This is a genomic window from Dendrosporobacter sp. 1207_IL3150, assembly GCF_036763085.1.
Taxonomy (GTDB): Bacteria; Bacillota; Negativicutes; order DSM-1736; family Dendrosporobacteraceae; genus JBAIYU01.
The window spans coordinates 23,969-47,343 of the sequence record NZ_JBAIYU010000031.1 but is presented as its reverse complement, the minus strand read 5'-3'; the positions used below and the strand labels follow the sequence as shown (position 1 = coordinate 47,343).

Genomic DNA, 23,375 nt, shown 5'->3' with positions numbered 1-23,375 from the left:
ATATTATATTTTCGAAAGTATACAATATACATATGTGTTTGCAAAAACAGGCCGGCATTAATTTGCCGACCTCTATTGCTAATCTTTTCTCGGAAGCTTAAATGTAATAGTAGCATTTTGTAACGCCGTCCCCTTAGGGTCTTCCGCCAAAGTTTTTAACTGTCTTCCTGCAAAAACAGAACTTCCTTCAATTCCCTCGAAACGTCCAGCGCCTTTTATTATTTTACCCTGTCCCTCATTGTATGAAAGACCACCTTCACCAATCGTGACTTTTGCCTTCCAGGAAAATATAATTAAAGAGCCGTCCTCAAAGGTAAATTTAGAATAGCCCGTAGAAGTTCCTCCCTTTCCCCGACGAAAATCGATTGTTGATACTGTTGTATATTTAGCAGTTGTACCGTCACTAAATTTAGAATCTCCCTGACGCTGTTGAATTCCAATACTATGACCAGCTTCATCACCAGCTGCCAGCCAATGCGAATTAACAGGGCAGCTTGTTGCTTCCACTTCTAGCCTTTGGAAAGATTTAGCTAGCGCCACCGTTGAGCTTATTGATAAAAAAACTACGAAAACCATTATAATTGTAATAGCTAAAATCCTAATTCTCATCTTTATACCTCCAACTATCTTTATTAGGTTGAACAACAATTGCCGCTTCACTTAGCGGACAGCCCTTTTCACAGCCGCCGCAACCCAGGCATAAATTGCTATTAACGTAGGGTCTATCTCGATCATCTACCTCAATAGCATGGGCGGGACACTGTTCTCGACATAATAGGCAAATTTTTTGCTCAGTATACACTAAGCATTTTTTATTATCTAAATACGCTGTACCCATCTTCACCTTTTCTAAAGGCACCTTATTTATTGCTCCAGTTGGACACACCTCCTGGCATAGCATACATAATTCACACTTTGCTTGACGAGGTATTATTCTAGGTGTAAGGAAAGCAGTAAATCCATATTCAATCGGCATTGGAACTAGACACTCCGCCGGGCAAACTTTAAGACAGCGGCCACATCGGCTGCAAAGCATCAAAAATTCAGTCTCTGGAACAGCTCCCGGTGGACGTATAACGCCTATTGATGATGCAGACGTAAGCAACGGCCAGGTAGCCCCTGCGACCGTAAGCACAACACCTCCCTTAAAAAACTGCCGACGCGATAACATCATTTCATAGCTAGTAACCTTGGCCTTTTCTAACCTACTCAATTTTATTTCACCTTTTGGACAATTCCGCATGCAGCGTAAACATAGCATACAATCCTCAGATATTGTTCTTTCTGAGGGATTAATCGCAACTGAATGACAGCCTTTTGTGCAGACCATACAATTTGAACATTCATTATTAACAAACAATCTAAATAATCGTATACGTGACAACGATGCTAGCAAGAGCCCAGTCGGACAAATATTATTACACCAAAATCGAGGGTAGAAAAGGGTACTTGTTAACAGCATTCCACCCAATACCCACGGTATTTTACCCTGCCACATTCTAGTAAACTCTTCAGTAAATATGTGAAATGGAGTTAAAATGAGCGCCCAGTTACTGCCAGATATTAATACTAGTAGCACTAAAGCTAACCATATATAACGCCCCTTATAAAGTAAGTCTATATTATGTTGGCGGCTGGGAATTTGGGCTAGCAGACCACCTACCGGACATATCCATCCACAGAATAATCGCCCAAATAGCATTGTTATCCCTATTAAAATCAGGGGAAGCCAAAACCATTCCGGTAAACTTCCAGTATTTCGCCATTCCGCTAATAGCAATAACGGGTCTAATCGAGAAAACCACAGCAGAAGTACGGCGTCTGATGGTAAGGGATATTGGTGTCTCCAAAATACGATTATAGTTATTACAAATATTGATACGGGTAAAAAACGATGCAAAATCCGAATTACGGATAGCTTCATATTTAAACTCTTTTCACATTCAATTTTTCCCAATCTAACTGCCCAACTCCTAATTCGGCAGCAAGACGTATGTAATCAACTTTTGCTGGCTTTTTACCAAAGAGGGTTGATGCATAAGCGTCAGCCGCGACCGGATCGGTACTAAAAATAATCTGGTTATAATCTTTAACTGGGCCAGGGCCTGTCGGGCCATTTGAAGTTATTCCTCTAATGGCATCAATTATAGTAAGATTAGGTTTCTTAAAGGCTGCTAACTCAGCGATGCATAGATGAAGATCACTCTTATGAAAATATCCACGATCCCACACTAATCCCATTAAGTTCTTTAGTCCTATTGAAACATCGGTAGCGTAATTGTGTTTGAGTATCGGCATATTTATAAAGACATCTGCTTCTAAAACATCCTTTGAATAATCAATTTCCCATAGTGCCTTTCCATTAACTTTTGCTGTACCGAAATATCGTTCAAGACTGCTATTAAGCGCATAGACTGTTCCTCCTACCTCTGTTACAGCCTTTTTTATACCACTCTTTTCTAAACAAATAATTGGGTTGTTAAAGGGATGGTCAATAACTTTTACTTCTTTAGCTCCAGCTGCCTTGCACATTTTAACTAATCCCGCTACAAGATTAGGGTTAGTTGTACACCCTTCTTCTGGTAATCTAGGAACACTGAAGTTTGCTTTGATCACAACTGTATTACCCTTTTTTATAAAGTTCTCAATCCCCCCCAAAGTATCAAAGCCACGCTTTAGTAATTGCTCTGGCTCATTACCTTCTACTATAATCAATTCTCCTACAGTGCCAGATGCAGCTTGCTTTGTCTGGAGTTCTGATGTTTGCTGGGTTAATGGCTTCTGAGAACTACACCCTGGAAGCACTAAGGTGCTAATACTTGCATAAGTTGCAATCTTTATGAACTCTCTTCTATCCATAAAAAGTCTCCTCACTAAGGTTATTTATGCTTATTAAAAACACCAACCTAGCTATTCGATACAAGTTCGCCCCCTCATATATTTTTTAAAAAAAACTCTCATCTGATATACGATTTAGCCTTCTGTTTGGTTCGCAGTATCGTTGATTTTTTTAATAACTAAACCACGGTTACGCGAGCCTCTAGCGACAGTACAAGTCGCTAACCACTTACCCTGTCTTTAAGAGAATTTATCTTCCTGTTAGGATAAAAAAGTTGGCTCATAACTGAGCCAACTTTTTTCCATGGTCTATTTAATTTACTCTTATAATTTTAACTTCTGGGCTGAAATCCCAGTTTAGTTTGAATTTTAAAGTCCCTTGTAAACTACTTTCAGACTGGTTTAGCAATCTATTTATATTTTCAATTCGAGTATGATAACTATCATTACCCTTGCTATTTTTTTCACCAGAGAAAACACCGACCTGGTCTAGAGCCAAAATGATATCAGCAGTTTCAATTACGCGTTTACTTTTATATTGAGCGTTTATAATACGGAGAAATTCTTTTACACCCGCATCACCTAACTTCGATTTACGAATAGCATCCATCAATAAAAAAACTTCTCTTAAAATATATCCTCTGCGCCCAAGCATTTCTTCATTATCAGGGGAATTTTCGTTATAACTTAGCCAATATTCTTTCGCATCATCATAAAACATTCTCCCCCTCTGATGCTCCTTAAAGAGAGTAAACATATAAATAGCAAAACCATCAGCCACTGTCGAATGATTATCGTTAAAACAATTAGGCCACCAAAGATTTAGAATACGAGCTTGAGTTAATGCATGCCCTGACGACTGTGACCACCAAGGTGACCATAAGGCCTTAGTAACACTTAGAGCTTCCGTTATTGGAATAGCGCCAATCAATCCATTATTATTTGTTCGCATCATAGTATCATAGGTAAGAAAGCGCGGAGATTCAAATATTATCGTACTTTCAAAATCGTTGGGAATAAGACTATCATAAAACTTAATTATTTGAGAATATCCATGTGCAATTTTATTTATATTTTGACCATGGGAAGGAAAATAGTAGCAATCTAAAGGGCTCTTAGATGCATTAGTAGTTATCTGGGTATATTCATAAGGTCCAGCTAGCAAAAAAACATCACTTACCAAATTTGATTTAAACTCATAACGCATCTGATTGTCTTGCTGATTCTTTGTAACTAATTTTAAATTTGAAATAATAGTTAAGTCCTGCTCAGAGTTTACTGTCATATTAAAACGAACAGGCTGGTACGTTATTGGAATGTGCTGTATCATCTGATACTCAGCTTTAAGCCACGGCAGCTTATAGTCAACAATACTATGTGTTTGATGCCTTCCGATTATAGGATACCAGGCATAGCCCCCCCTCAGGAAGGTAAAAGGTTTCGCTACGAAATTTACTAGCCCGGCTGGATGTCCGTAGAAATCATTCCGCCACTCCCATACCCGCCCCGCATAATCAAATGATATATTCAAGCGCCCCTCATTATCAAATTGCCCTAATGTACTTACCGTTAAGTATGGTCCTTCCTGAACCCATTCAAGTAGCTCGCCCGAAACTGCGTTTTTTACTTCTTGTACATTAAGATATTCTAAGAGTGTGAAATAAATCTGGGCCGGTGAAGTGCCGCTATTTCTTAGCTCTACTTTTGCTTTAGCAGTTATTTTGTGTTGCTCTGGAAGAATACTAAGATTTAAATCATAACCATCAACTATTATCGTTGATTGTTCGTAAGTTTTAGCCATAACAATACTATTACCGGAAATTGCCGAACTTTGTTCCTTTTTCACATGTGAATATTGAACAGCAACGAGGCCTACAAGTAAGACCATTACTAAGTAGGTAAGACCCTGGGCTATCTTTGTCCTAAAAATGCCTAACTTAACAATACTTCTATTTCTTGCTATCGCTAAAGCAAAAACCATTAGCATAATAGAAAAGGCTATTTGAAATAAAATTGTCCCAGCTATCAAATCACCATTTGGAAATAAGCCAGAAATTTCCGAGGGGTTACCGCCAAATCCGCCAATATAAGTAAAGTTAGCTATAGCTAGATTAAGCGGAAAGAGTATACCTGCATTACTAGTTACAAAAATCCCCGAAATCCACCATACGAATAAAGCAGCATATAATAGTGATGGTTTTCTGGACAGACTAGCGACAAAAAACATTAAACTACTAACGTTAATACCAATCATTGCGTATTTAATAACAAAAGCCAGCCAGGCCGAATAACTAACATAAATTGGCAATGGCAAGAGTGATACTAACAAGATTGCCAATGTTAATACCGTACCTAAAAGTAGGAATAACAATAAAATAGTGATTATGCGAGATAAGAATATATAGTCATTATACGGAAGCGATTGGGTTATTTCAGTAAAATTATCCCGCTTTTCTCTAGTAACTATTTCAATAGCCAGGTATCCTAACAAGGGTATAAACATCTGGGCAACACCTGACATTATTTGTCCGGCAAGCACAAAAGCTGCCCAGCTATATACATTCATGAGGAGAAATACAAGCCAGAAGTTTCGTTCTTTCATAAATAGGAGCAGTTCAAATTTCACCATGTTCGCAATAATGTTAATCATTTCTAACCCCTATATCCATTAAAGCTAAATACCCGTCCTCCAATCTCACATCACATAAGTAAGCTTGCTCGAAAGGCTTTGTTGAAGATAATATTTTGGCAGCTAGTTTTCCGTTAATTTGCTGTACCCCTACTACTCTATACTTCAACCTTATTTCTTCCAGCGAAAAATCGTCCATATCCAATATCCAAACCTTGCCTTCTATCCTCTTCTTAAGCTGTTCTCCCGTGCCCTGATATACCATCGATCCATTACACAGCACTAAAAGCATACTGGCACAGTATGCTACATCCTCTAATGAGTTACTTGAAACAATAACTAATCTCTTATTAGCTATTCTAACTAATAAACTAATAACCCTAGTTCGTTCTACCGGATCTAAGCCGTGAAATGGTTCATCTAATATTATGTACTCTGGATTTCCTAAAAGAGCCTGAGCGATGCCGAGTCTTCTTTTCATACCGAAGGAGTATTCACCAATTGGAATATGTCGGAAATCATTTAGGTGAACTGCCTCAACTACCTCTTCTACTAGAGATTTTCGCTGAATTCCACTATTAAACCCTCTAAGTACGGCAATATAATCTAGCAAGGCTTCGGCACTAATATTTTTATAAAAGTCAAATATCTGCGGCATGTATCCTATTTTTTTTAAATTATGCTTCGTGCTTTCAGCTAATTTATTGCTATTAAAGATTATCTCTCCAAAAGTTGGAGTTTCTAGTCCGGTTATAATCTTAATTAAAGTTGTTTTACCGGCAGCAGTAGGGCCAATTATATTTAAAATTCCCTTTTCTGCCATAAAATCAATATTAGATATGGCAGTCACATTATTATCATATATCTTTGTAACCTTATTTATCTCTAGCAAGTAAGTTACTTTCTCCTTTGGCGAAATTATTATATTGCACAAAGTAAGTATAGGCATCTTCTATTCTAGGTTCCACTGATCTGACCCCTGCAATATTAGGAGCAGTATCACATATAACTCTAACTTTGCACCTATCATTAAATAACTCAAATATACTTATAGGGTAGGTATTCTTAATCTGCTCCGCTTGTTCGTAAGAAACATCAGCCAGCCATACCTTGTCTCTGACAATATCGATAAATTCAAATATTTTCCCTGTAAATTTAATATTACCGTTTAATAATAGCGACAGATTATTACACTCCTGAATATAATCATCAAGAATGTTACTGCTTAGTATTATAATTCGATCTTTAGATAATTGAGATAACAAATGCCAAATATATATTTTATCCTCAGCATCAAAACCCACTAGTGGTTCATCGAGGATAATTAAATCTGGATCATTAAGAATAGCCTGGGCTAATCCCATTCTTTGTTTCATACCAATTGACCAACATTCCAATTTATAATTCATGACATCTGTTATTTTAAAAATTTCCGCTACTTCTTCTATCCTCACTTTACAGAGGCTGGCAGGAATATTTTTTAATTGCGCCATATACATTAGAAATTCCCTGCCTGTCATTTCGGGATAGAAACCAAGCTCCTGCGGCAAATATCCAAGAATATCTTTATATCTCACGTAGTTAGTAAAAACATCCTGGTCATTCCATAGCATAGTTCCGGAGGAAGGCCTTATAATTCCCGCAATCATGCGAAGCAGAGTTGTTTTGCCTACACCATTTGGTCCGGTTATAACAGAAATACCTGTAGTAAAAGTTGCTGTAATATTATTTAATACTGCTTTACCGGATTTATAGTTTTGCGATATCTCTGAAAGCTTTAAAGACATCATACCTTAGCCTCCTGCTATACCTCTCTGTACTATCTAAAAGCTAAGCGTCTCACCGAGTGATAGATAAGAGCTAACCCGAAGGCTATACCGACAATATTGTTCGCCGCTTCTGTCATATTTGGTAATAAGAACCTGAATATAAAATCACCCTTTAGAAGGGTAATTTGAATAATCCACACTATACCTGCGGTCATGCATCCACCAGCTATGCCGAATTTCAGCGAAGATGCTAGTGCAATTCCTAAACTCAATAGTAAGGGGGTAAGGCAATCCATTATAAGTTTTAGAATTGCTATAGAAAATGACGAGTTTATAATAAATGTTAAACAAGTAAGGAACAGCAGGTTATACCCTACTACCACCATAATTCTAGCAAGAGCCAGCTGAGCACGTGAATATCGGCAAACTGCCTCAATCTCCTCAACCTTGTATATTTGAGCACGATATTCATAGTAGAATGTTAAAATGCCTAGCACTGGTGATAATGTTACTAAGAATTTTGAAGTACTGATATCGTAATACCTGACAAGTACAATGCACGCGATTAATAGTATAGAAGTAACAAATAAAAATCTTTTATTTATCAAGGTTGACTGCAATCTTATTAATTGTAAGATTTCTGGTTTATGCACTGATACTCTATTAGCTTCCATCATTTCTTTAAACCTTATCTTACCAGGTTCCCTTTGTATATTTGCTGCCAAGATAGGTTTAAGGGTAAGCAAAAGCCTTTTTGAATCTTCATGTGAAGGCAAATCAACTTGATAGTTATCTAGCTTTTCAAAAACCTCATTTAAACTTTCATAATGATTATCTAGCTTAATTTCATTAAGTATTTGCTGTTTTTTGCTCATAATAAAAACTCCTTAATGGTAATTCGAGCCTGTATATAATAAAACCATTGTTATCATGACCCTTGTAAGTTTGGTCTAAGTACAAAGTCTTCATCTTTTAGCGTTTGTTTTAACTGTGATAGGGCACTAGATAATCTAGATTTTACTGTGCCAACTGGAACACTAAGCACAATAGCTATTTCCTCTAATTTAAGTTCTTGATAGTAACGCAGTAGCAATGTCTCGCGGTAAATATCATTTAAATTATTAACCGCTTGAATTAACCTAGCTTTTTCAAAGTCTTTGATAAAAGCATCTTCAGGTGTAGCAGTATTTGTAATCTGAGTTACCATATCTTTATATCCAGGAAGTACTTTCCTTGTGTATGCCGCCTTTTTATAGTCCTTGTAAGTATTAGCTGCTATTCTATAAAGCCATGGTCTGAATGGAAGTTCCTGCCGATAACTATTAATACCTCTGCACAGTTTTATAAAAATATCCTGAACGAGATCATTAGTAGTATGGTGGTCTCCGCTCAATCTGAAAATATAAGCATAAATAGGCTTATGATATCGAAAAACCAACTGGTCTAGCGCATCTTCACGTCCTGACTGCAGTTGGCTTGCTAATTCCTCATCAGAAATCAAGGTTACCACCAGCCTCATTCAATTGATGATATAACAATAGCTTACACTATTGTGCTATATATTTGATTTTATGTAAAAATATTCCTGCAATAAAATCTTATATCTATCAAAAAATGAAATACCAGCAAAAAGAAAAACCATTTAGTCAAAGACTAAATGGTTTTTAGCTACAAACAAAACATTATACTTCCATGATAATTGGAATGATCATTGGACGACGATGAGTTTTCTCGTAAATGAATTTCCCTAATACGTCTCTAACTCCAGATTTAATAATAGACCATTCAATAACTTTTCCTGGTTCGTAACGATCCATAACTTGTTGAACCCTATCTTTTAATTCATCCATCAGATGCTCAGAATCACGAACATATACGAAACCTCTAGATACAATATCTGGACCTGATAATACACAGCCTCGTTCTTTATCTAGTGTCATAACGACAATAATGATACCATCTTGTGAAAGCTGACGTCTGTCACGCAGTACGATATTTCCAACATCGCCTACACCCAGCCCGTCTACCAATACCTTTCCTGAAGCAACTTTTCCAGCCATTACTGCTTTTTCAGGGGAGAATTCAAAGACATTTCCGATATTTCCTATAAAGATATTCTCTTTTGGAATACCGAGATCTTGAGCCAGTTTGCTATGTTGAACAAGCATTCTATATTCGCCATGTACTGGGAAAAAGTACTTGGGACGAATTAAGTTTAGCATTAGCTTCAGTTCTTCTTGACTTGCATGTCCGGAAACATGCACACCAGATGTTCTCTCATATACCACGTAAGCGCCTTGTTTTAAAAGGCTGTTGATTGTTCTGCCTACAAGTTTCTCATTACCTGGAATAGGAGTAGCAGATATAATTACGGTATCCTCTGGGGCGATGCAAACTTGTCTATGGGTGCTTGTTGCCATACGTGAAAGACCTGATAATGGTTCACCTTGGCTGCCAGTAGTCAGTATAAGTAATTGATTTGCAGGATATCTATCGATTTCCTCAATATCAATGAGCACGCCCTCGGGAATAGTTAAATAGCCTAATCTTTGGGATATCTCAACGACATTTTTCATACTACGGCCGTTAACAGCAACTTTACGGTTGAACTGACAAGCTGTCTGTATAGCCTGATGAAGTCTCAATACGTTAGATGCAAACGTTGCTAAAATTATGCGGCCTTTTGCTTGAGCGAACTCTTCTCTGAGAGTCTCACCAACAGTTTTTTCCGACATAGTATAGCCGGGACGTTCAGCATTAGTGCTATCAGACATGAGTACTAATACACCCTGGTCACCTAGTTCGGCAAATTTGTGTATATCAATTAGTTTTCCATCAACAGGTGTTTGGTCAATCTTAAAGTCACCAGTGTGAACGATTGTCCCTACCGGAGTTTTCAAGTATAAACCTACCGCATCGGCTATTGAATGGCTGACACGAATAAAACCGACTTCGAATTCACCAATAGTTACAGCATCACCAGCTTGTACTGGTATAAGATTGCAATTAGAAATATTATTCTCCTTTAACTTGCCCTCGGCTAGTCCTAAAGTGAGACGTGTTCCATAAACAGGAACATTAATTTGCTTTAATAGATAAGATAATGAACCGATGTGGTCCTCATGTCCGTGTGTTAAAACAACGGCCTTAACATGCTCCCTATTCTCCAACAAATAGGTTATATCCGGTATTACTAAATCAATACCAGGCATATCATCATCAGGAAATGCCAGCCCTGCATCTATAACAATGATGTCATTGCCATAACGCACAACTGTCATATTCTTTCCAATCTCTCCTAGACCGCCGAGAGATATAATCGATATTTTACTTTTACTCAATGCTTAAATCCTCCTCATTATTGTTAAAAATATAATTCCCTGTCGCTCATCAACTGAAAACTAACTCACGCCGCGCAATTATATGTTTTAAATTATATCGAATACTCAGCCTGTGTACAATGGCTACTCCTGATAAATTGCTAATTTTTATTAGGAAAACACAGTTTTCTTCGAATTATTTACTAAATTACTTAGTCAGGTGCACTTTTTGCATGTCAGAACGTCAAACTTATAAAATGCAAACTTAGTATTCTCCTTCATAATTATTTCTATTATTGTTGCCTAAAAATCCATTCCGCTAAACATTTTATATGAAGTTAGCAAAAAAAATATAAGTGACTGCAACTGAATCTTGTGACAAGAGATTCGGCTGCAGTCACTTTATTTTATAGCAATATAAAATTGTGAATCGACCTATATATTCTTCGACCGCTTTCTAATGAACTCGAAATTATAGAAAAATGGTCCACATTAAATGTTGTGTTATATTCTGCAGATTTTGTCTGAAACTTCATCGGCAGTTCTACATCTCTAGCAAGTGTTATATGTGGTTTAAAGCTCTTTTCATCTTTCACCAGCTTTAGCTCTGTCATGGCTAGCTGTACCTCTTGCTGCAACTTATTGAGTACATCTAATTGTCCATTTAACCCAACCCATGCTACACGGTAAGGACTCTTATTACCAAAAAAACCAAAAGCACCGAGACCTAATGAAAACTGCGGAATTTCTGACGGTAGCTTTTGCAGTGACAAAACAATATCTTTTGTAATAGCATCTGGCACTTCACCTAAGAATTGCAATGTTATGTGCAAGTTATCAGGTGATACAAAACGTCCCCGGTCCGCTTGAGTTTTCAGTTCTAGCTGCAGTTCCTTAAGTTTTAATTTCACCGGAGAAGGTAATTCAATTCCAACAAACAGCCTCATACTTTACTCCTAAAAAGTTCAATATTATTTATTATTATGCTTTTTCAGAGTAGTATTTAATACATCCCAAATGACTGGCTGCTCAAAATCCTTACGCCATGCAGCTGCACCGGCTAAACCATATTTGTGAACTAAGCTTGCCTTAAGAGCAACAGACTTTTCGTCCTCCAGCCAAATTCGATACAGTTTCCCCTCTTTTTTGTACTCAACATAGTGCTGTCCCTTATCCTTCAACCAAACTGGGCTTAATTGGTTATCTTTAATGGTTTGCTGTGCTTGCGCCATCGATAAGGTTTTTGATTTTACCTTTACTCTGCCATCTTCTTTAGTTTCTTCCCATTCTCGCGTATAAAACGGAATACCCATAAGCAGCTTTTCTTTGGGAATACTGCGCAACGTTGCGGCAATTCCCTTATCTACCCATTCTTGTGAGGCTACCGAGCCGCTGACCGGACTTGCGCGCCAATGTTCATCATAAGTCATGACCATTACATAATCGACGATTTTACCTAGCTCCTGGCGATCATAACACGCTGACCAAAATGAAGTTTGTGAAGGTATAGTTATATCTATAGACACTGTGATGTTTTGCTCTTTTAATGCTGCCGTAAGTTCGCGAACGAGCTGAGTAAACTTGTCTTTATCTTCGTCGTAGATGTTTTCAAAATCTATATTGATACCATCCAAATCATAAAGACTAGAGTACACTGCAAGCTGTTTAATGAAATTGAGTTTAGCCCACTCATTATTTAATAATTTTCTTGTCAAATCTTTGTCAAAACTGTTGCTTACCAAAGCCCAAACCTTATATCCTTTTGCATGAGCATCCATTACGTATTTAATGTCAGCTTTATTTGCAATATTTCCGTCTTCGTCGGCTAGAGAAAACCAGGTAGGGGAAATTACATCCAGCCCTTCTATTTTATCCTCACGCTCCAGGTTTCGCGGCACACTCATTACATGATCCCAAACTAGATTTATTTTTCCGTTAATAGGCATGTTCTCACGCGTCTGGTTTAATTGAAGAGGTGAAAAAAAACTATTATTACCAGGTTGAATAACCAAAGTCTTGGTCTTTTCTTGATTTATAACCTTGATACCGAATACTTTCTCCAAACCGTAGAGGTTTATATAGGACTTGCCCGCAAGTTTCTTAACTGGAAAACTTAAATCTACACCAGAATAAATTGATTCATCCAGTTTTTCAGTTTCTAAGCGAAACTTAGGAAGAATGATATTTACATTCATCTTACTATTGGCGACATCGAGGTCAATATTATCGTAAACATAATCTTTGATAACATCGACTGGAACTAGTACTGTATGCTTATCTAATAAAGCAGTTTTACCTGTCTCAATAAGTTTCTCATCTTGCATAATTATAATTTTACTTTCAGCGCTGTTAGCATATGAAATACTAGAGTTAAGAACATAAGTTAAGATCAGCAATAAACCTACCAGTAATTTTTTCAAAATATTTTCCCCTTTCTATGTCGTCTTTTACATATTCTCGAAAAGATTAAAAACTCCTGTAGTTAGAGTTGCTGGCGGTTCATCCTTTATCTGTTACTATTTGGGCAATTATAAAGGCAGTCTGCTCGTCGCAGACTGCCTTATCATTATCCTTTGGGTTTTAATGGGAGGCCTGGGTAGTAATTGTTGCCAATTACAACTTCCCTATCAGTCATTACCTTAGCTGTTACTCTTAAGACTATCGACACATCAAATTCACGGGCACAACAGTCATGTTTATGGTGGTGATGCGGCTTGCAACAGTCATCCCAATCTTTGTGGTGGTGATGAGGCTTGCAATTATCATCACAATCATCGTGATAATGATGCATCTTACAGCCATCGTTGCAATCGCAATCGTTATGATGATAGTGCGGCTTGCAATTGTCATCACAATCATCGTGATGGTGCGGTTTGCAGTGATCATCGCAATCACAATCCTTATGATGATGCGGCTCGCAGTGGTCATCGCAATTATCGTGATGGTGCGGCTTGCAGTCATCATCACAATCTTTATGGCCATAGTCTTTCTTTTTATCGTATTTATGTTTATATAATCTAGTTTTATCATCACAATCATAATCGACAAATTCTATATCAACACTTGCATCGGCATCCATACCGCAGCGAGCTCCGTATATTGGTACATCAACTGTGAATCGTACGCGCCGCATTTCAATTGCATGTACTGGCTGTTTAGGCAGACATGCTACATATATGGCCTTTACTTCAAAATGTCCGCGCACTATTACCTTATCGGTGATAATATCAACAGATGTAATCCTAACCTTTTTAACAAAAACATCAATTATTTGTTCGATTCCCGGTCTGCGTCTCGGCACACACATATGTACATCAAGTGACTTCTGCTTGCTTCGCTGGCCAACAACCTGACGCATTATAATCTTTTGGGGACCAACCTGGGGTAAACATTTATTTACAAAAGCCCGTTCGTCTTTTTCTTCCATACGCACAGCCTCCTTTCACTTTATAATATATATATGCTTAAGATTCATAAATGACACTTGCATGCCAAAAATACTTATAGTTGGTATTTATTCATGCTATTTAGTCAATAATATTAGTCAGTCTGTCCCTAATAATATACAATTTCTCCAAAAAGTAGATTGATATCTACCACTATCTGGCGATACGTTGTATAATATATTAGCTAATGATTCAAAACTGGAAAGGAGTATGAAAATGGCTATAATTAATGAAAATTATTTAAAACTGCCAGGAAGCTATTTATTTGCTGAAATAGCCCGCAGAGTCACAGGTTTTAGAAATGATAATCCAAATGCAAATGTTATTAGATTAGGTATTGGCGACGTTACAAAACCACTACCTCCAGCTATCGTAAAAGCTATGCATGCAGCTGTTGAAGAAATGGCACATGCAGATACATTTAGAGGATATGGCCCTGAACAAGGTTACAGCTTCTTAATCAACAAAATTATCGAAACTGATTATGCTGCACGCGGCATTTCAATTGAGGAAGACGAAGTTTTTGTAAGCGATGGGTCAAAGAGTGATGTTGGTAATATCCAGGAAATTTTTGGAATTAATAATATAGTTGCTATTACCGACCCGGTTTATCCTGTTTACTTAGACACAAATGTAATGGCTGGCCGTACTGGTGAACTTAAAGATGGCATGTTTGAAAAAGTTACATATTTGCCTTGCAATGCTGAAAACCAGTTCAAGCCTGCATTACCTGATCATAAAGTTGATTTAATTTATTTATGTTCCCCTAATAACCCAACTGGAACAACGCTTTCAAAAGCAGAACTAAAAAAATGGGTTGATTACGCAAAAGAAAATGATGCAATAATTCTTTATGATGCAGCCTATGAAGCCTACATACGTGAAGAAGATGTGCCTCACAGCATCTACGAGATTGAAGGAGCTAAAGAGGTTGCTATTGAATTCCGGTCTTTCTCAAAAAATGCAGGCTTTACAGGTACAAGATGCGCATTTACTGTTGTTCCAAAAACAGTAATGGGCAAAAAAGCTAATGGCGAAGAATATCCGCTTAACAAACTGTGGAATCGCCGTCATACTACTAAATTTAATGGCACGCCTTATATCGTTCAGCAAGGAGCAGCAGCAGTTTACACTCCTGAAGGACAAGAGCAAATCAAGGCAATTGTCGATTATTATATGACTAACGCTCAAATCATCCGCGAAGGTTTGGCAAGTGCAGGAATTGAGGCCTTCGGTGGAGTCAACGCACCATACATCTGGCTCAAGACACCTAACAATATGAGCTCTTGGAGCTTCTTTGATAAGTTGTTATCAGAAGCTAACATTGTTGGAACCCCAGGTACAGGTTTTGGACCATCTGGTGAAGGTTACTTCCGTTTAACTGCTTTCGGAAATCGTGAAAACACCGAGGAAGCAGTGCACAGAATTAAAACTAGACTTAGCTTATAAAAAATAAAAGAAGCAAGTAGGCCTACATGGCTTACTTGCTTCTTTGTTTGTTTTGATTGCTTCATGGCAAACTACAGAGGGCTCTCATTGGATTTAATTACAAATCTCTTAACTGCGCTAAGTTGGTAAAGAAGCCTCTATATGCCCAATAACTTGCAACTGCAGCAGTGATCGCTACAGCCCCGCTTAGCATAAAAGCTACCATAATTTGATACTTAATGGCTTCAGTTGGGGCAACGCCTGCTAATATTAAACCTGTCATCATTCCCGGCAATTGCACAATCCCTAATGTTTTCATGGAATCAACTGTAGGCAGCATTGCTGTTTTGATACTATCTCTAATAACAGTTAACGCTGCTTCACGCGGCTGTGCGCCAAGACATAGTTTTACTTCAATTTCGTCTCGTTTGGACTCAAATCCACCCAAGAGGTTTTTAAATAACAGACCAACCGCTACCATCGAATTGCCTACTACCATACCGCTCACTGGAATTACTTCACTTGGCTTATAGCTTATTGCATTAAACAATAATAAACTCCCCAATGTAACAACCAAGCCACACATAATTGAGACGAAAGAGATCTTCCGTGCCTGGATAATACCTGAGCCTCTTTTTGCGGCTACCGCTGAGGCATTGAAAACCATCAAGACTAAAATTATTGATGTTAAGATAGCATTGTCTAGATTGAAAACATATTTTAGTACAAACCCTATTGCCGAAAGCTGAATAACTGCTCGTATACTACCAATGAACAGGTCTTTTTCTAATCCAATCTTCTCTTTATAAGACATTAACATTGCTATGATCACTAAACTATAGGCTAAAAAAAGCGAAATATCATTCATGTCTATCCCCTGCCTCAAAAAATTCATCTACTGTGCAGAAAAACTCAACCTTACCCTTCTTTAGGTACAATATCTTTTTAGCTAACCGTTTGGCCTGAGCATCATTATGACTAATGAACATTACTGTTAGATTCTTAGAATGTCTCTCTTCTAAAATTAAATTTTCAATAATTCGAGAGTTTTCATCATCCAATGCGGAAGTAACTTCATCAAGCAGTAAAATCCTCGGTTTTAGGAGAAGCGACCGAATTAATGCGATTCGCTGCTGTTCTCCTCCTGATAGTTCGGCGGGCTTGCGCTTTAAAATATCTTCTGGTAAATTGACTTTTTCTAGATATTTTTTTATTTCGAGCATATCAGGCTTTAGCTTTAATATCTGGTATGGGTAATACAGATTCTCAAGAACATCATTTCCAAACAATGTTGGCTTTTGGAGAACATAGCTGATTTGCTTCCTAAGTTCTTCCGGCTTATAATCTAAGATATTTTGATCATTAAATCTAATTTCGCCGCCAGTTATAGTATGAAGCATATTTAACGCTCGAAAAAGTGATGACTTACCAGCCCCTGAAGGTCCAAGAATACCAATAATATCACCTTCATTAATTGAAAAACTAATATGCTCTAGCAAAGTATTTCCGCGCTTTATAAGATTAACATCGATACATTCGATTATCTTCATATTAAACCAACCTCACATTCATTGCTTAAATAAATTAAATAACTTTTCTAGATTTTTATTTATCATTATAATTTAATTTTCAATACTTGTTTACCCTTAATTTAACAATACGGTATACTTAAAGAAAACACGGCTTGCGCCGAGCCTTAGCGACAGCGGAAGTCGATGTTGCCCTTATGCATGTAAGAAAGTTTTATACTTTCTTATCGTATAAAGAAAACAATTGCCCTTTAAGGAGGAAAAAGATGACCAGTTATACCAGCAAAGCTAGTGAGCTCATAATTTTCAGAAACATACTTGATGATAACATCATAAGAAAACTACTAACTCTGCTTGAAAATAGATCAGATACTTCTCTAATCTATGAATATACAGCTGAAATTGTTAATAAGGCCGAACAATTGGGGTTATCAGGAAATATATTAAATAGCTATATTAATTATTTAATAACTCAAGATGAAAATATATTTAGCATAATGACTGAAAAAACAGGCGGCAAGCTTGGTAATAGTTTAATCGAAGCTGTTAATTATGATATGGCTATCCTGAAAAAACTGCTGCAAATTGATTTGTCTGATCTTATTCCCTTGGAACTACTAAGTAAATATCAGCCTACTTTTGCTACAGATATATCAGGGTTAATCTTACTGCAGAAACAAATTACAGATGCTATTAACCGAGATTGTTCTCCCAGCGAGTTATCGGAGATACTATTAAAGTATTATTCAACCTATGGTTATGGCGACATGGCTAACTTCAAGGCTTTTAGGTGGAAGAATGATTCAGGACTTGAAGGAATTAAACATTTTGACACAATTACCCTCACTGACATTGTCGGTTACGAGCGTCAAAAAGAAACTTTAATAAAAAATACAGAGGCTTTTTTAAATAACAAGCCAGCTAACAACGTATTGCTTATTGGCGCAAGAGGTACAGGCAAATCTTCATCTGTAAAAGCTTTGGCAAACAATTATTTTAAACAGGGTCTGCGGCTTGTAGAAATCAGTAAACAGCAAATGTGCTTTTTGCCAAAAATAATGGAAGTTCTTCGCAAGCGTGCCGGCAAAAAGTTTATTCTATTCTTGGATGATCTATCTTTTGAAGAATTTGAAGTTGAATACAAATACCTCAAATCAGTCATCGAAGGCGGTGTCGAAGCCAAGCCAGACAATGTTTTAATATATGCTACCTCAAACAGGCGTCATCTTATTAAGGAGACTTGGAGTGACCGCAGCGGCGATAATGATGAAATCCATCGCTTTGATACTGTGCATGAAAAGATATCTTTATCAGATCGTTTTGGTATTACTATTACCTATTTAGCACCAAACCAAGATGAATATTTACAGATCGTCGAGGAGTTAGCACGAAAGAACAATATTGATATTCCGTTTTCTGAGTTAAAACAAGAGGCCATTAGGTGGGAACTTTCCCATTCAGGAAGATCGGGCCGGACAGCACAACAGTTTATAAACTACATAATGGGGCAATAGCAGGAAAAAGCCTGCCAAGAAATTGGCAGGCTGATATTATTTATATAGTTTATCACAAAAGAGCTTTATTCTACCTGGTATAGCAGATATCTCTAGAGGGAGTTTAGGTCCTCTTTCACCGTCAACATCACTCTCTATTTCTTCAGTACACTGAATGTGAATATTCTCAGCTTGCAAATAAATAACACTTCGGTGCTGAGTCGGATTCTTGCTTGTAAATAAGCCAACGAACAGACTCATTAATTCTGGAATACTGCACTGCTTAAATATCAACAAATCTAATTTACCATCATTGATTTTTGCCGGAATTAGATTTGATATGCTCCCGACTGTTCCGCTATTTAATATAAGGAAAAGATAAACCTCTTCTTGGATAACTCTTCCGTCTGCCCAGATGGTCATATTTAAAGTTTTAAAATTCGGCAGTTCATTAAGACCTTTGAGATAATAGGCAATTTTACCTAACGTATTCTTTAGAGCAGCATCCACAGTATGAGCAACCGAGGTCAGCAGTCCGGCACTTGCAACATTTAAGAAGTATTTATCATTAATTTTGCCGACATCAATAGGTATCACCGACCCACTCGCAATAGTATCAATATAACTATCGAGGTCAGTTCCTAAACCGACGTGAGATGCAAAATCGTTACTAGTACCGCTAGGAATTATGCCAACAGGTAAATTGGCGTTCACGCTTAAAAGGACGTTGATTACTTCATTGACAGTTCCATCACCGCCTGATATCACTACGCCGTCTAAGTTCAATGTTTGGACAAGTACAGAAAGTCCGCCAAGATTATCCTTAGTTGTTCTATATGGAATTATTATACAATTCCTACTTAGAAACTTTTCGATTATCTCATCAAGACGATATCTAAAAAAAGCATCACCGGATACTGGATTATATACTAAAATAAATTTTTTCATAACACCGTCCCCTATATGGTAATACTTATTATTTAAATATACCCGCCGCACGCAGCAGCTTAACTGCGAAATTCCCGAAGATTGGTACACGAATAACGTCCCGTTCGTTAATTCCCCCTGTTATCAGCAGGGTAATACCATAGACACTTGCCCCGATTACCATTGCCGCAAGTGTAGCAAGGGTACTACTATGGAGAAGAAGTGAAACTTCAGCATACGCATAATATACGGCAATCCCCATTACCGCCGTTGCACCCATTGTTTTTACTATTTCTTTAACATCAATATTATAACCAACATATCGATTTACGTAATACATATTCATTACAGCTGCAACGCCTATATCTGCTACTGTAGCCCAAGCTGAACCCTTGATTCCCAGTTCTGGCATTGCCGTAAGCAGCCAGTTCAAGCCAACTTTAACTACAGCCGCAACCCCCATATTAATTACAGGAATAGTTGTATGCCCTAACCCTTGAAGAACACCTGTCGTTACTTGATGGATACCAAGCAAGACAATTGAGGTTGACATTACTCCGATTGCCGGACCAGCACTTGGGGCATTATAAATCATCTCAGCTATTGGTGCATCAAGTAGGAAAATCATCATAAAAGCTGGAAAAGTTATTAAATTAGAAATTCTCATAGCTGACGCTGTTCGTTGAAAAACAGTAAGTTTATCACCTAATGACTGAGCTTCCGATATAGCAGGTACTATACTAGTAGCTACCGAAGCTGTTAATATAGTTGCCAAGTTAATCAAAGGGACAGCCATACCTGTTAAGTAACCGAATAATTCGGTCGCTTGTTCTACTGAATACCCCGCTGCTTCGAGCCGAGCTGGAACTATTAGCAAATCAAGGTTTGCTACTATTGGCAGCATTAGACTTGCCGCAGATACCGGTAAAGCCAACTTAAAGATCCGCCTGATTATACTATTGCTAGGCTCTAGATTATTTGCTGGGGCTTGAAAATCATATTGGCTTTTGAGATCTGCATCTAGCCGCCAATAATAATATATAAGAACCGCTAATCCAGCTACCGCACCAGCAAAAGCACCTAAGCTTGCACCTGCAGCAGCATATTCCAGCCCTCGTGGGAGTAGCATATTAGCAAATACAATCATCGTAATTACCCTGAAGATTTGCTCTAAAATTTGAGAAACCGCGGTTGGGGTCATCATCTGCCAACCTTGCAAATACCCTCGAAAACTCGAAAGTATAGTGACAAAAAATATCGCTGGTGCCAGTGCCACAACAGAATAATAAGCTCGCGGGTCACGAATAAATTTATACTCTACAAGAAAACCCGCCCCGAAATAAGTTAATAAGCTAAATAAGCCGCCAGTTACAGCTAAAAGTGTGAGTGATATTCGAAAGACCCTTCTTGCCCCAAAGATATCCTTCAAGGCTATCTTTTCAGCCGTAATAATTGAAATTGCGACCGGAATTCCAGCAGAGGAAACACTTAAAGCAAGTAAGTAAATAGGAAAGGCCATTTGATATAAACCTATTCCTTCACCACCCAAAACCCTTGAAACAAATATCCAATTTAAAGAGCCAATAACTTTAACAACTATACCAGCGACTGCTAAAATAAAAGTACCTTTAAGAAAGGAATCCCTTGTAGTACTTTTTCGACTATGATTACTAATATCCGACACCTGCCTTGAAACTTACTTACGAGTTTAATTTTAATATCAGCTTACATATAATACAATTATAAAGCATCTACAATTCTACCACAGTGGCATTATTTTAAGAAGAGGGTGACTGCGTGACAACTAAACATATCGAATTTAATCTCAACATGGGCAAGCAAAAACCCGAAAGTATAATAAATACAAGCACTAAGTGTCCGTTTTGTGATCGTGACAATTTAGAAGGTATTATCGCCCAGGATGGGCCTATCTTGCTAATAAAAAATAAATACCCTGTTCTTCAAGATACCGTACAGACAGTATTAATTGAAACAGATGAATGTTCCTCTGAGCTTTCTCTGTATCCAAAAGAACATTTACATAAAGTTTTTAATTTTGGCATTTCTGAATGGACTAAAATGGAGGAAAGCGGCCATTATGAATCAGTTATTTTTTTCAAAAACCATGGACCATTTTCCGGAGGCACAATCCGCCATCCCCATATGCAAATTATCGGCTTAAGTAATATTAATTATTTGGATACTGTTTTCCCAGAGCACTTCGAAGGGCTGTTAATTGACACTAAAAATGGTGTTGAATTTAATATTTCGACAAAACCTCGCGTAGGATTTTTTGAATTTAATGTTCTCTTAAAAAAACCTAATGAAATTAATCAACTTGCCAATTACGTACAGTTAGCCGCCCGATATATTCTTAACAACTTTCATCGCAACTGTAATAGCTATAATTTATTCTTCTATAAGTTAAATAATATAATATCTGTTAAAATTATGCCGCGCTTTATTACTTCACCTTTATTTATAGGTTTCGCCGTCCCTCAAGTATCTGATCGCCTAGAGGATGTCGTGTTGGATTTCCAAGAAAAATACTTTAAATAAACCTCTTTGCCAGCCATAATTAATCTAACTGCTCGTTCAAAAAAGAAGTAATCCCAAGCCCAATTTATAACTACCATAATTCTATTTCTGAAGCCTATCAGCCTGATAATATGTACTACTAACCATAAAAACCAAGCAATAATACCGCTGAAATGGTACTTGCCAAAGGCTGCTACAGCAGCATTACGGCCAATAGTGGCAAGAGCACCAGGATCCTTATACTCAAATTGCAAAAGCTTTTGCCCATTTATTAATCGTACAATATTCTTTGCGGCAGCCTTAGCTTGCTGAACTGCAACAGGTGCTATCATGGGCAATGCCCTTCCATCGACTTCAAGATAAGCTGCATCACCGACAGCTAGAACTTCTGGATATGATTCTACTTGCAAAGTGGGAGTAACAACAATTCGCCCCATACTTCCTTGCACTAAGCCAATTTTGTCAGCTATACTTGCTGCTCTGACTCCAGCTGCCCAAATTAAGCTGCAGCTTGGAATTTTTTCTCCACTTTTTAAGACTACTTCATCTCCATCATAATCTGCTACAATAGCATTTAGTTTTATCTTAACTTGCTTTTTACTAAGCATTTGGGCTGTTGCCTCGGAAAGATTGGCCGGCATACTTGGCAGCAATCGATCAGAACCCTCTAGAAGCAAGATTTGAACTTCGCTAAAATCTAGCTCTGGATACTCTTTCATTAAAACTATATTGACTAATTCTGACATAGCACCAGCGCATTCCACTCCGGTTGGTCCGCCGCCAACGATAACAAAGGTCAGCATCGATTTTCTTAGCTTTTCATCCTTCTGCTGGGCTGCCAATTCAAACATGTTAAGTATATGATTGCGAATTGCTATAGCATCATCAATATTTTTTAGACCAAATGCATAATCAGCTGCTGAATACAGACCAAAATAATTTGTTACCCCGCCAAAAGCCAGAACTAAATAATCATATTCAATCTTACCTGTAGTTGTTTCCACATTCCGGCTTGTTAAATCAATTGATGATACTTCCGCCATCCGAAAACTAACGTTCTGCTGATGCTTTAGAATAGCTCTAACGGGATGTGCAATATCTTCCGGCGCAAGTCCTGAAGTTGCAACTTGATATAGTAGCGGTTGAAATAAATGATAGTTGCATCGATCCACTAAGGTTATCGAAACTGGTGCCTCAGCCAGCTCTCGAACAATCTGAAGTCCCCCAAAACCAGCCCCAACGACAACTATACGGGGTAATCCCATTATTAGCCCCCCTTACTGTGATAGGTATATTAATATTAGTATTTCCTGCTAATCAATATTCCTACTTTTACTGTAAGGGTTATTTTATAGCTACATATAAAAAAGCATACTTTGTCTAGAGCTTTTGACGAAAGCGATCATGTATGTTGCACTCATCCTGTTTTAAGAGAGTCATTATTTCTGGGTAAAGAAA

The 23,375-nt window shown here is 37.6% G+C and carries 20 protein-coding genes; 3 read left to right on the top strand and 17 right to left on the bottom strand.

Going from position 1 to position 23,375, the window contains the following annotated elements:
* Positions 1-78 precede the first annotated feature (78 nt).
* From V6C17_RS14305 to V6C17_RS14250, 12 genes are all read right to left on the bottom strand, one after another.
* Positions 79-609, bottom strand: a complete 531-nt coding sequence (locus V6C17_RS14305; protein ID WP_333523254.1) for a hypothetical protein — start codon at positions 607-609, stop codon at positions 79-81.
* Positions 599-1,924: a 4Fe-4S dicluster domain-containing protein gene (locus V6C17_RS14300; RefSeq protein WP_333523253.1), complete on the bottom strand. Its 1,326-nt coding sequence runs from the start codon at positions 1,922-1,924 to the stop codon at positions 599-601. The genes V6C17_RS14305 and V6C17_RS14300 overlap by 11 nt, the downstream gene beginning before the upstream one ends.
* Before the next feature lie 2 nt (positions 1,925-1,926).
* Positions 1,927-2,859: a DUF362 domain-containing protein gene (locus tag V6C17_RS14295; protein ID WP_333523252.1), complete on the bottom strand. Its 933-nt coding sequence runs from the start codon at positions 2,857-2,859 to the stop codon at positions 1,927-1,929.
* A 292-nt stretch (positions 2,860-3,151) separates the two neighbouring features.
* Positions 3,152-5,488, bottom strand: coding sequence for a hypothetical protein (locus V6C17_RS14290; protein ID WP_333523251.1), 2,337 nt, complete (start codon positions 5,486-5,488; stop codon positions 3,152-3,154).
* A complete protein-coding gene (locus tag V6C17_RS14285; RefSeq protein ID WP_333523250.1) occupies positions 5,481-6,359 on the bottom strand; it encodes an ATP-binding cassette domain-containing protein in 879 nt (292 codons plus the stop codon). The genes V6C17_RS14290 and V6C17_RS14285 overlap by 8 nt, the downstream gene beginning before the upstream one ends.
* Complete coding sequence (locus V6C17_RS14280) at positions 6,343-7,257, bottom strand: ATP-binding cassette domain-containing protein (protein WP_333523249.1); 915 nt, start codon at positions 7,255-7,257, stop codon at positions 6,343-6,345. The genes V6C17_RS14285 and V6C17_RS14280 overlap by 17 nt, the downstream gene beginning before the upstream one ends.
* A gap of 29 nt (positions 7,258-7,286) precedes the next feature.
* The gene (locus V6C17_RS14275) at positions 7,287-8,111 is read right to left on the bottom strand and encodes a hypothetical protein (protein ID WP_333523248.1); all 825 of its coding nucleotides are present in this window, start codon (positions 8,109-8,111) and stop codon (positions 7,287-7,289) included.
* Between the two features lie 53 nt (positions 8,112-8,164).
* Complete coding sequence (locus tag V6C17_RS14270) at positions 8,165-8,746, bottom strand: RNA polymerase sigma factor (RefSeq protein WP_333523247.1); 582 nt, start codon at positions 8,744-8,746, stop codon at positions 8,165-8,167.
* A gap of 172 nt (positions 8,747-8,918) precedes the next feature.
* Positions 8,919-10,577, bottom strand: coding sequence for a ribonuclease J (locus tag V6C17_RS14265; protein ID WP_333523246.1), 1,659 nt, complete (start codon positions 10,575-10,577; stop codon positions 8,919-8,921).
* A gap of 386 nt (positions 10,578-10,963) precedes the next feature.
* On the bottom strand, positions 10,964-11,503 hold the full coding sequence (thpR, locus tag V6C17_RS14260; RefSeq protein ID WP_333523245.1) for an RNA 2',3'-cyclic phosphodiesterase: 540 nt from the start codon (positions 11,501-11,503) through the stop codon (positions 10,964-10,966).
* A gap of 24 nt (positions 11,504-11,527) precedes the next feature.
* Positions 11,528-12,976 carry a glycosyl hydrolase family 18 protein gene (locus V6C17_RS14255; protein ID WP_333523244.1) on the bottom strand — a complete coding sequence of 483 codons (1,449 nt, stop codon included), beginning with the start codon at positions 12,974-12,976 and terminating at the stop codon, positions 11,528-11,530.
* A gap of 146 nt (positions 12,977-13,122) precedes the next feature.
* On the bottom strand, positions 13,123-13,983 hold the full coding sequence (locus tag V6C17_RS14250; RefSeq protein ID WP_333523243.1) for a DUF3794 domain-containing protein: 861 nt from the start codon (positions 13,981-13,983) through the stop codon (positions 13,123-13,125).
* Between the two features lie 235 nt (positions 13,984-14,218).
* Here V6C17_RS14250 and V6C17_RS14245 point away from each other — a divergent pair, with 235 nt between their 5' ends.
* Positions 14,219-15,451, top strand: coding sequence for an LL-diaminopimelate aminotransferase (locus V6C17_RS14245; protein WP_333523242.1), 1,233 nt, complete (start codon positions 14,219-14,221; stop codon positions 15,449-15,451).
* Positions 15,452-15,548: 97 nt separating this feature from the next.
* Here the strand turns inward: V6C17_RS14245 and V6C17_RS14240 are convergent, their stop codons facing one another.
* Both V6C17_RS14240 and V6C17_RS14235 read right to left on the bottom strand, forming a co-directional pair.
* Complete coding sequence (locus V6C17_RS14240; RefSeq protein ID WP_333523241.1) at positions 15,549-16,298, bottom strand: ABC transporter permease; 750 nt, start codon at positions 16,296-16,298, stop codon at positions 15,549-15,551.
* The gene (locus tag V6C17_RS14235) at positions 16,291-16,980 is read right to left on the bottom strand and encodes an ABC transporter ATP-binding protein (RefSeq protein ID WP_333523240.1); all 690 of its coding nucleotides are present in this window, start codon (positions 16,978-16,980) and stop codon (positions 16,291-16,293) included. The genes V6C17_RS14240 and V6C17_RS14235 overlap by 8 nt, the downstream gene beginning before the upstream one ends.
* A gap of 245 nt (positions 16,981-17,225) precedes the next feature.
* Between V6C17_RS14235 and V6C17_RS14230 the strand changes: the two genes are divergently transcribed.
* Positions 17,226-18,473: an ATP-binding protein gene (locus V6C17_RS14230; protein ID WP_333523239.1), complete on the top strand. Its 1,248-nt coding sequence runs from the start codon at positions 17,226-17,228 to the stop codon at positions 18,471-18,473.
* Between the two features lie 36 nt (positions 18,474-18,509).
* On the opposite strand, the gene V6C17_RS14225 is transcribed toward V6C17_RS14230, so the two are convergent.
* Positions 18,510-19,400, bottom strand: coding sequence for a YegS/Rv2252/BmrU family lipid kinase (locus V6C17_RS14225; protein WP_333523238.1), 891 nt, complete (start codon positions 19,398-19,400; stop codon positions 18,510-18,512).
* Positions 19,401-19,428: 28 nt separating this feature from the next.
* The gene (locus V6C17_RS14220; protein ID WP_333523237.1) at positions 19,429-21,063 is read right to left on the bottom strand and encodes a putative polysaccharide biosynthesis protein; all 1,635 of its coding nucleotides are present in this window, start codon (positions 21,061-21,063) and stop codon (positions 19,429-19,431) included.
* A gap of 113 nt (positions 21,064-21,176) precedes the next feature.
* Between V6C17_RS14220 and V6C17_RS14215 the strand changes: the two genes are divergently transcribed.
* Positions 21,177-21,938: a DUF4931 domain-containing protein gene (locus tag V6C17_RS14215; RefSeq protein WP_333523236.1), complete on the top strand. Its 762-nt coding sequence runs from the start codon at positions 21,177-21,179 to the stop codon at positions 21,936-21,938.
* Here V6C17_RS14215 and V6C17_RS14210 read toward each other — a convergent pair.
* Complete coding sequence (locus V6C17_RS14210) at positions 21,878-23,182, bottom strand: NAD(P)/FAD-dependent oxidoreductase (RefSeq protein WP_333523235.1); 1,305 nt, start codon at positions 23,180-23,182, stop codon at positions 21,878-21,880. The two genes, V6C17_RS14215 and V6C17_RS14210, sit on opposite strands and share 61 nt — an antisense overlap.
* Positions 23,183-23,375: the final 193 nt, after the last annotated feature.

Excerpts from the sequence above, each read along its gene's own strand:
- V6C17_RS14305 (WP_333523254.1), bottom strand. The coding sequence starts at position 609 with ATGAGAATTAGGATTTTAGCTATTACAATTATAATGGTTTTCGTAGTT.
- V6C17_RS14300 (WP_333523253.1), bottom strand. The coding sequence starts at position 1,924 with ATGAAGCTATCCGTAATTCGGATTTTGCATCGTTTTTTACCCGTATCA.
- V6C17_RS14295 (WP_333523252.1), bottom strand. The coding sequence starts at position 2,859 with ATGGATAGAAGAGAGTTCATAAAGATTGCAACTTATGCAAGTATTAGC.
- V6C17_RS14290 (WP_333523251.1), bottom strand. The coding sequence starts at position 5,488 with ATGATTAACATTATTGCGAACATGGTGAAATTTGAACTGCTCCTATTT.
- V6C17_RS14280 (WP_333523249.1), bottom strand. The coding sequence starts at position 7,257 with ATGATGTCTTTAAAGCTTTCAGAGATATCGCAAAACTATAAATCCGGT.
- V6C17_RS14275 (WP_333523248.1), bottom strand. The coding sequence starts at position 8,111 with ATGAGCAAAAAACAGCAAATACTTAATGAAATTAAGCTAGATAATCAT.
- thpR (WP_333523245.1), bottom strand. The coding sequence starts at position 11,503 with ATGAGGCTGTTTGTTGGAATTGAATTACCTTCTCCGGTGAAATTAAAA.
- V6C17_RS14250 (WP_333523243.1), bottom strand. The coding sequence starts at position 13,983 with ATGGAAGAAAAAGACGAACGGGCTTTTGTAAATAAATGTTTACCCCAG.
- V6C17_RS14245 (WP_333523242.1), top strand. The coding sequence starts at position 14,219 with ATGGCTATAATTAATGAAAATTATTTAAAACTGCCAGGAAGCTATTTA.
- V6C17_RS14240 (WP_333523241.1), bottom strand. The coding sequence starts at position 16,298 with ATGAATGATATTTCGCTTTTTTTAGCCTATAGTTTAGTGATCATAGCA.
- V6C17_RS14235 (WP_333523240.1), bottom strand. The coding sequence starts at position 16,980 with ATGAAGATAATCGAATGTATCGATGTTAATCTTATAAAGCGCGGAAAT.
- V6C17_RS14230 (WP_333523239.1), top strand. The coding sequence starts at position 17,226 with ATGACCAGTTATACCAGCAAAGCTAGTGAGCTCATAATTTTCAGAAAC.
- V6C17_RS14225 (WP_333523238.1), bottom strand. The coding sequence starts at position 19,400 with ATGAAAAAATTTATTTTAGTATATAATCCAGTATCCGGTGATGCTTTT.
- V6C17_RS14210 (WP_333523235.1), bottom strand. The coding sequence starts at position 23,182 with ATGGGATTACCCCGTATAGTTGTCGTTGGGGCTGGTTTTGGGGGACTT.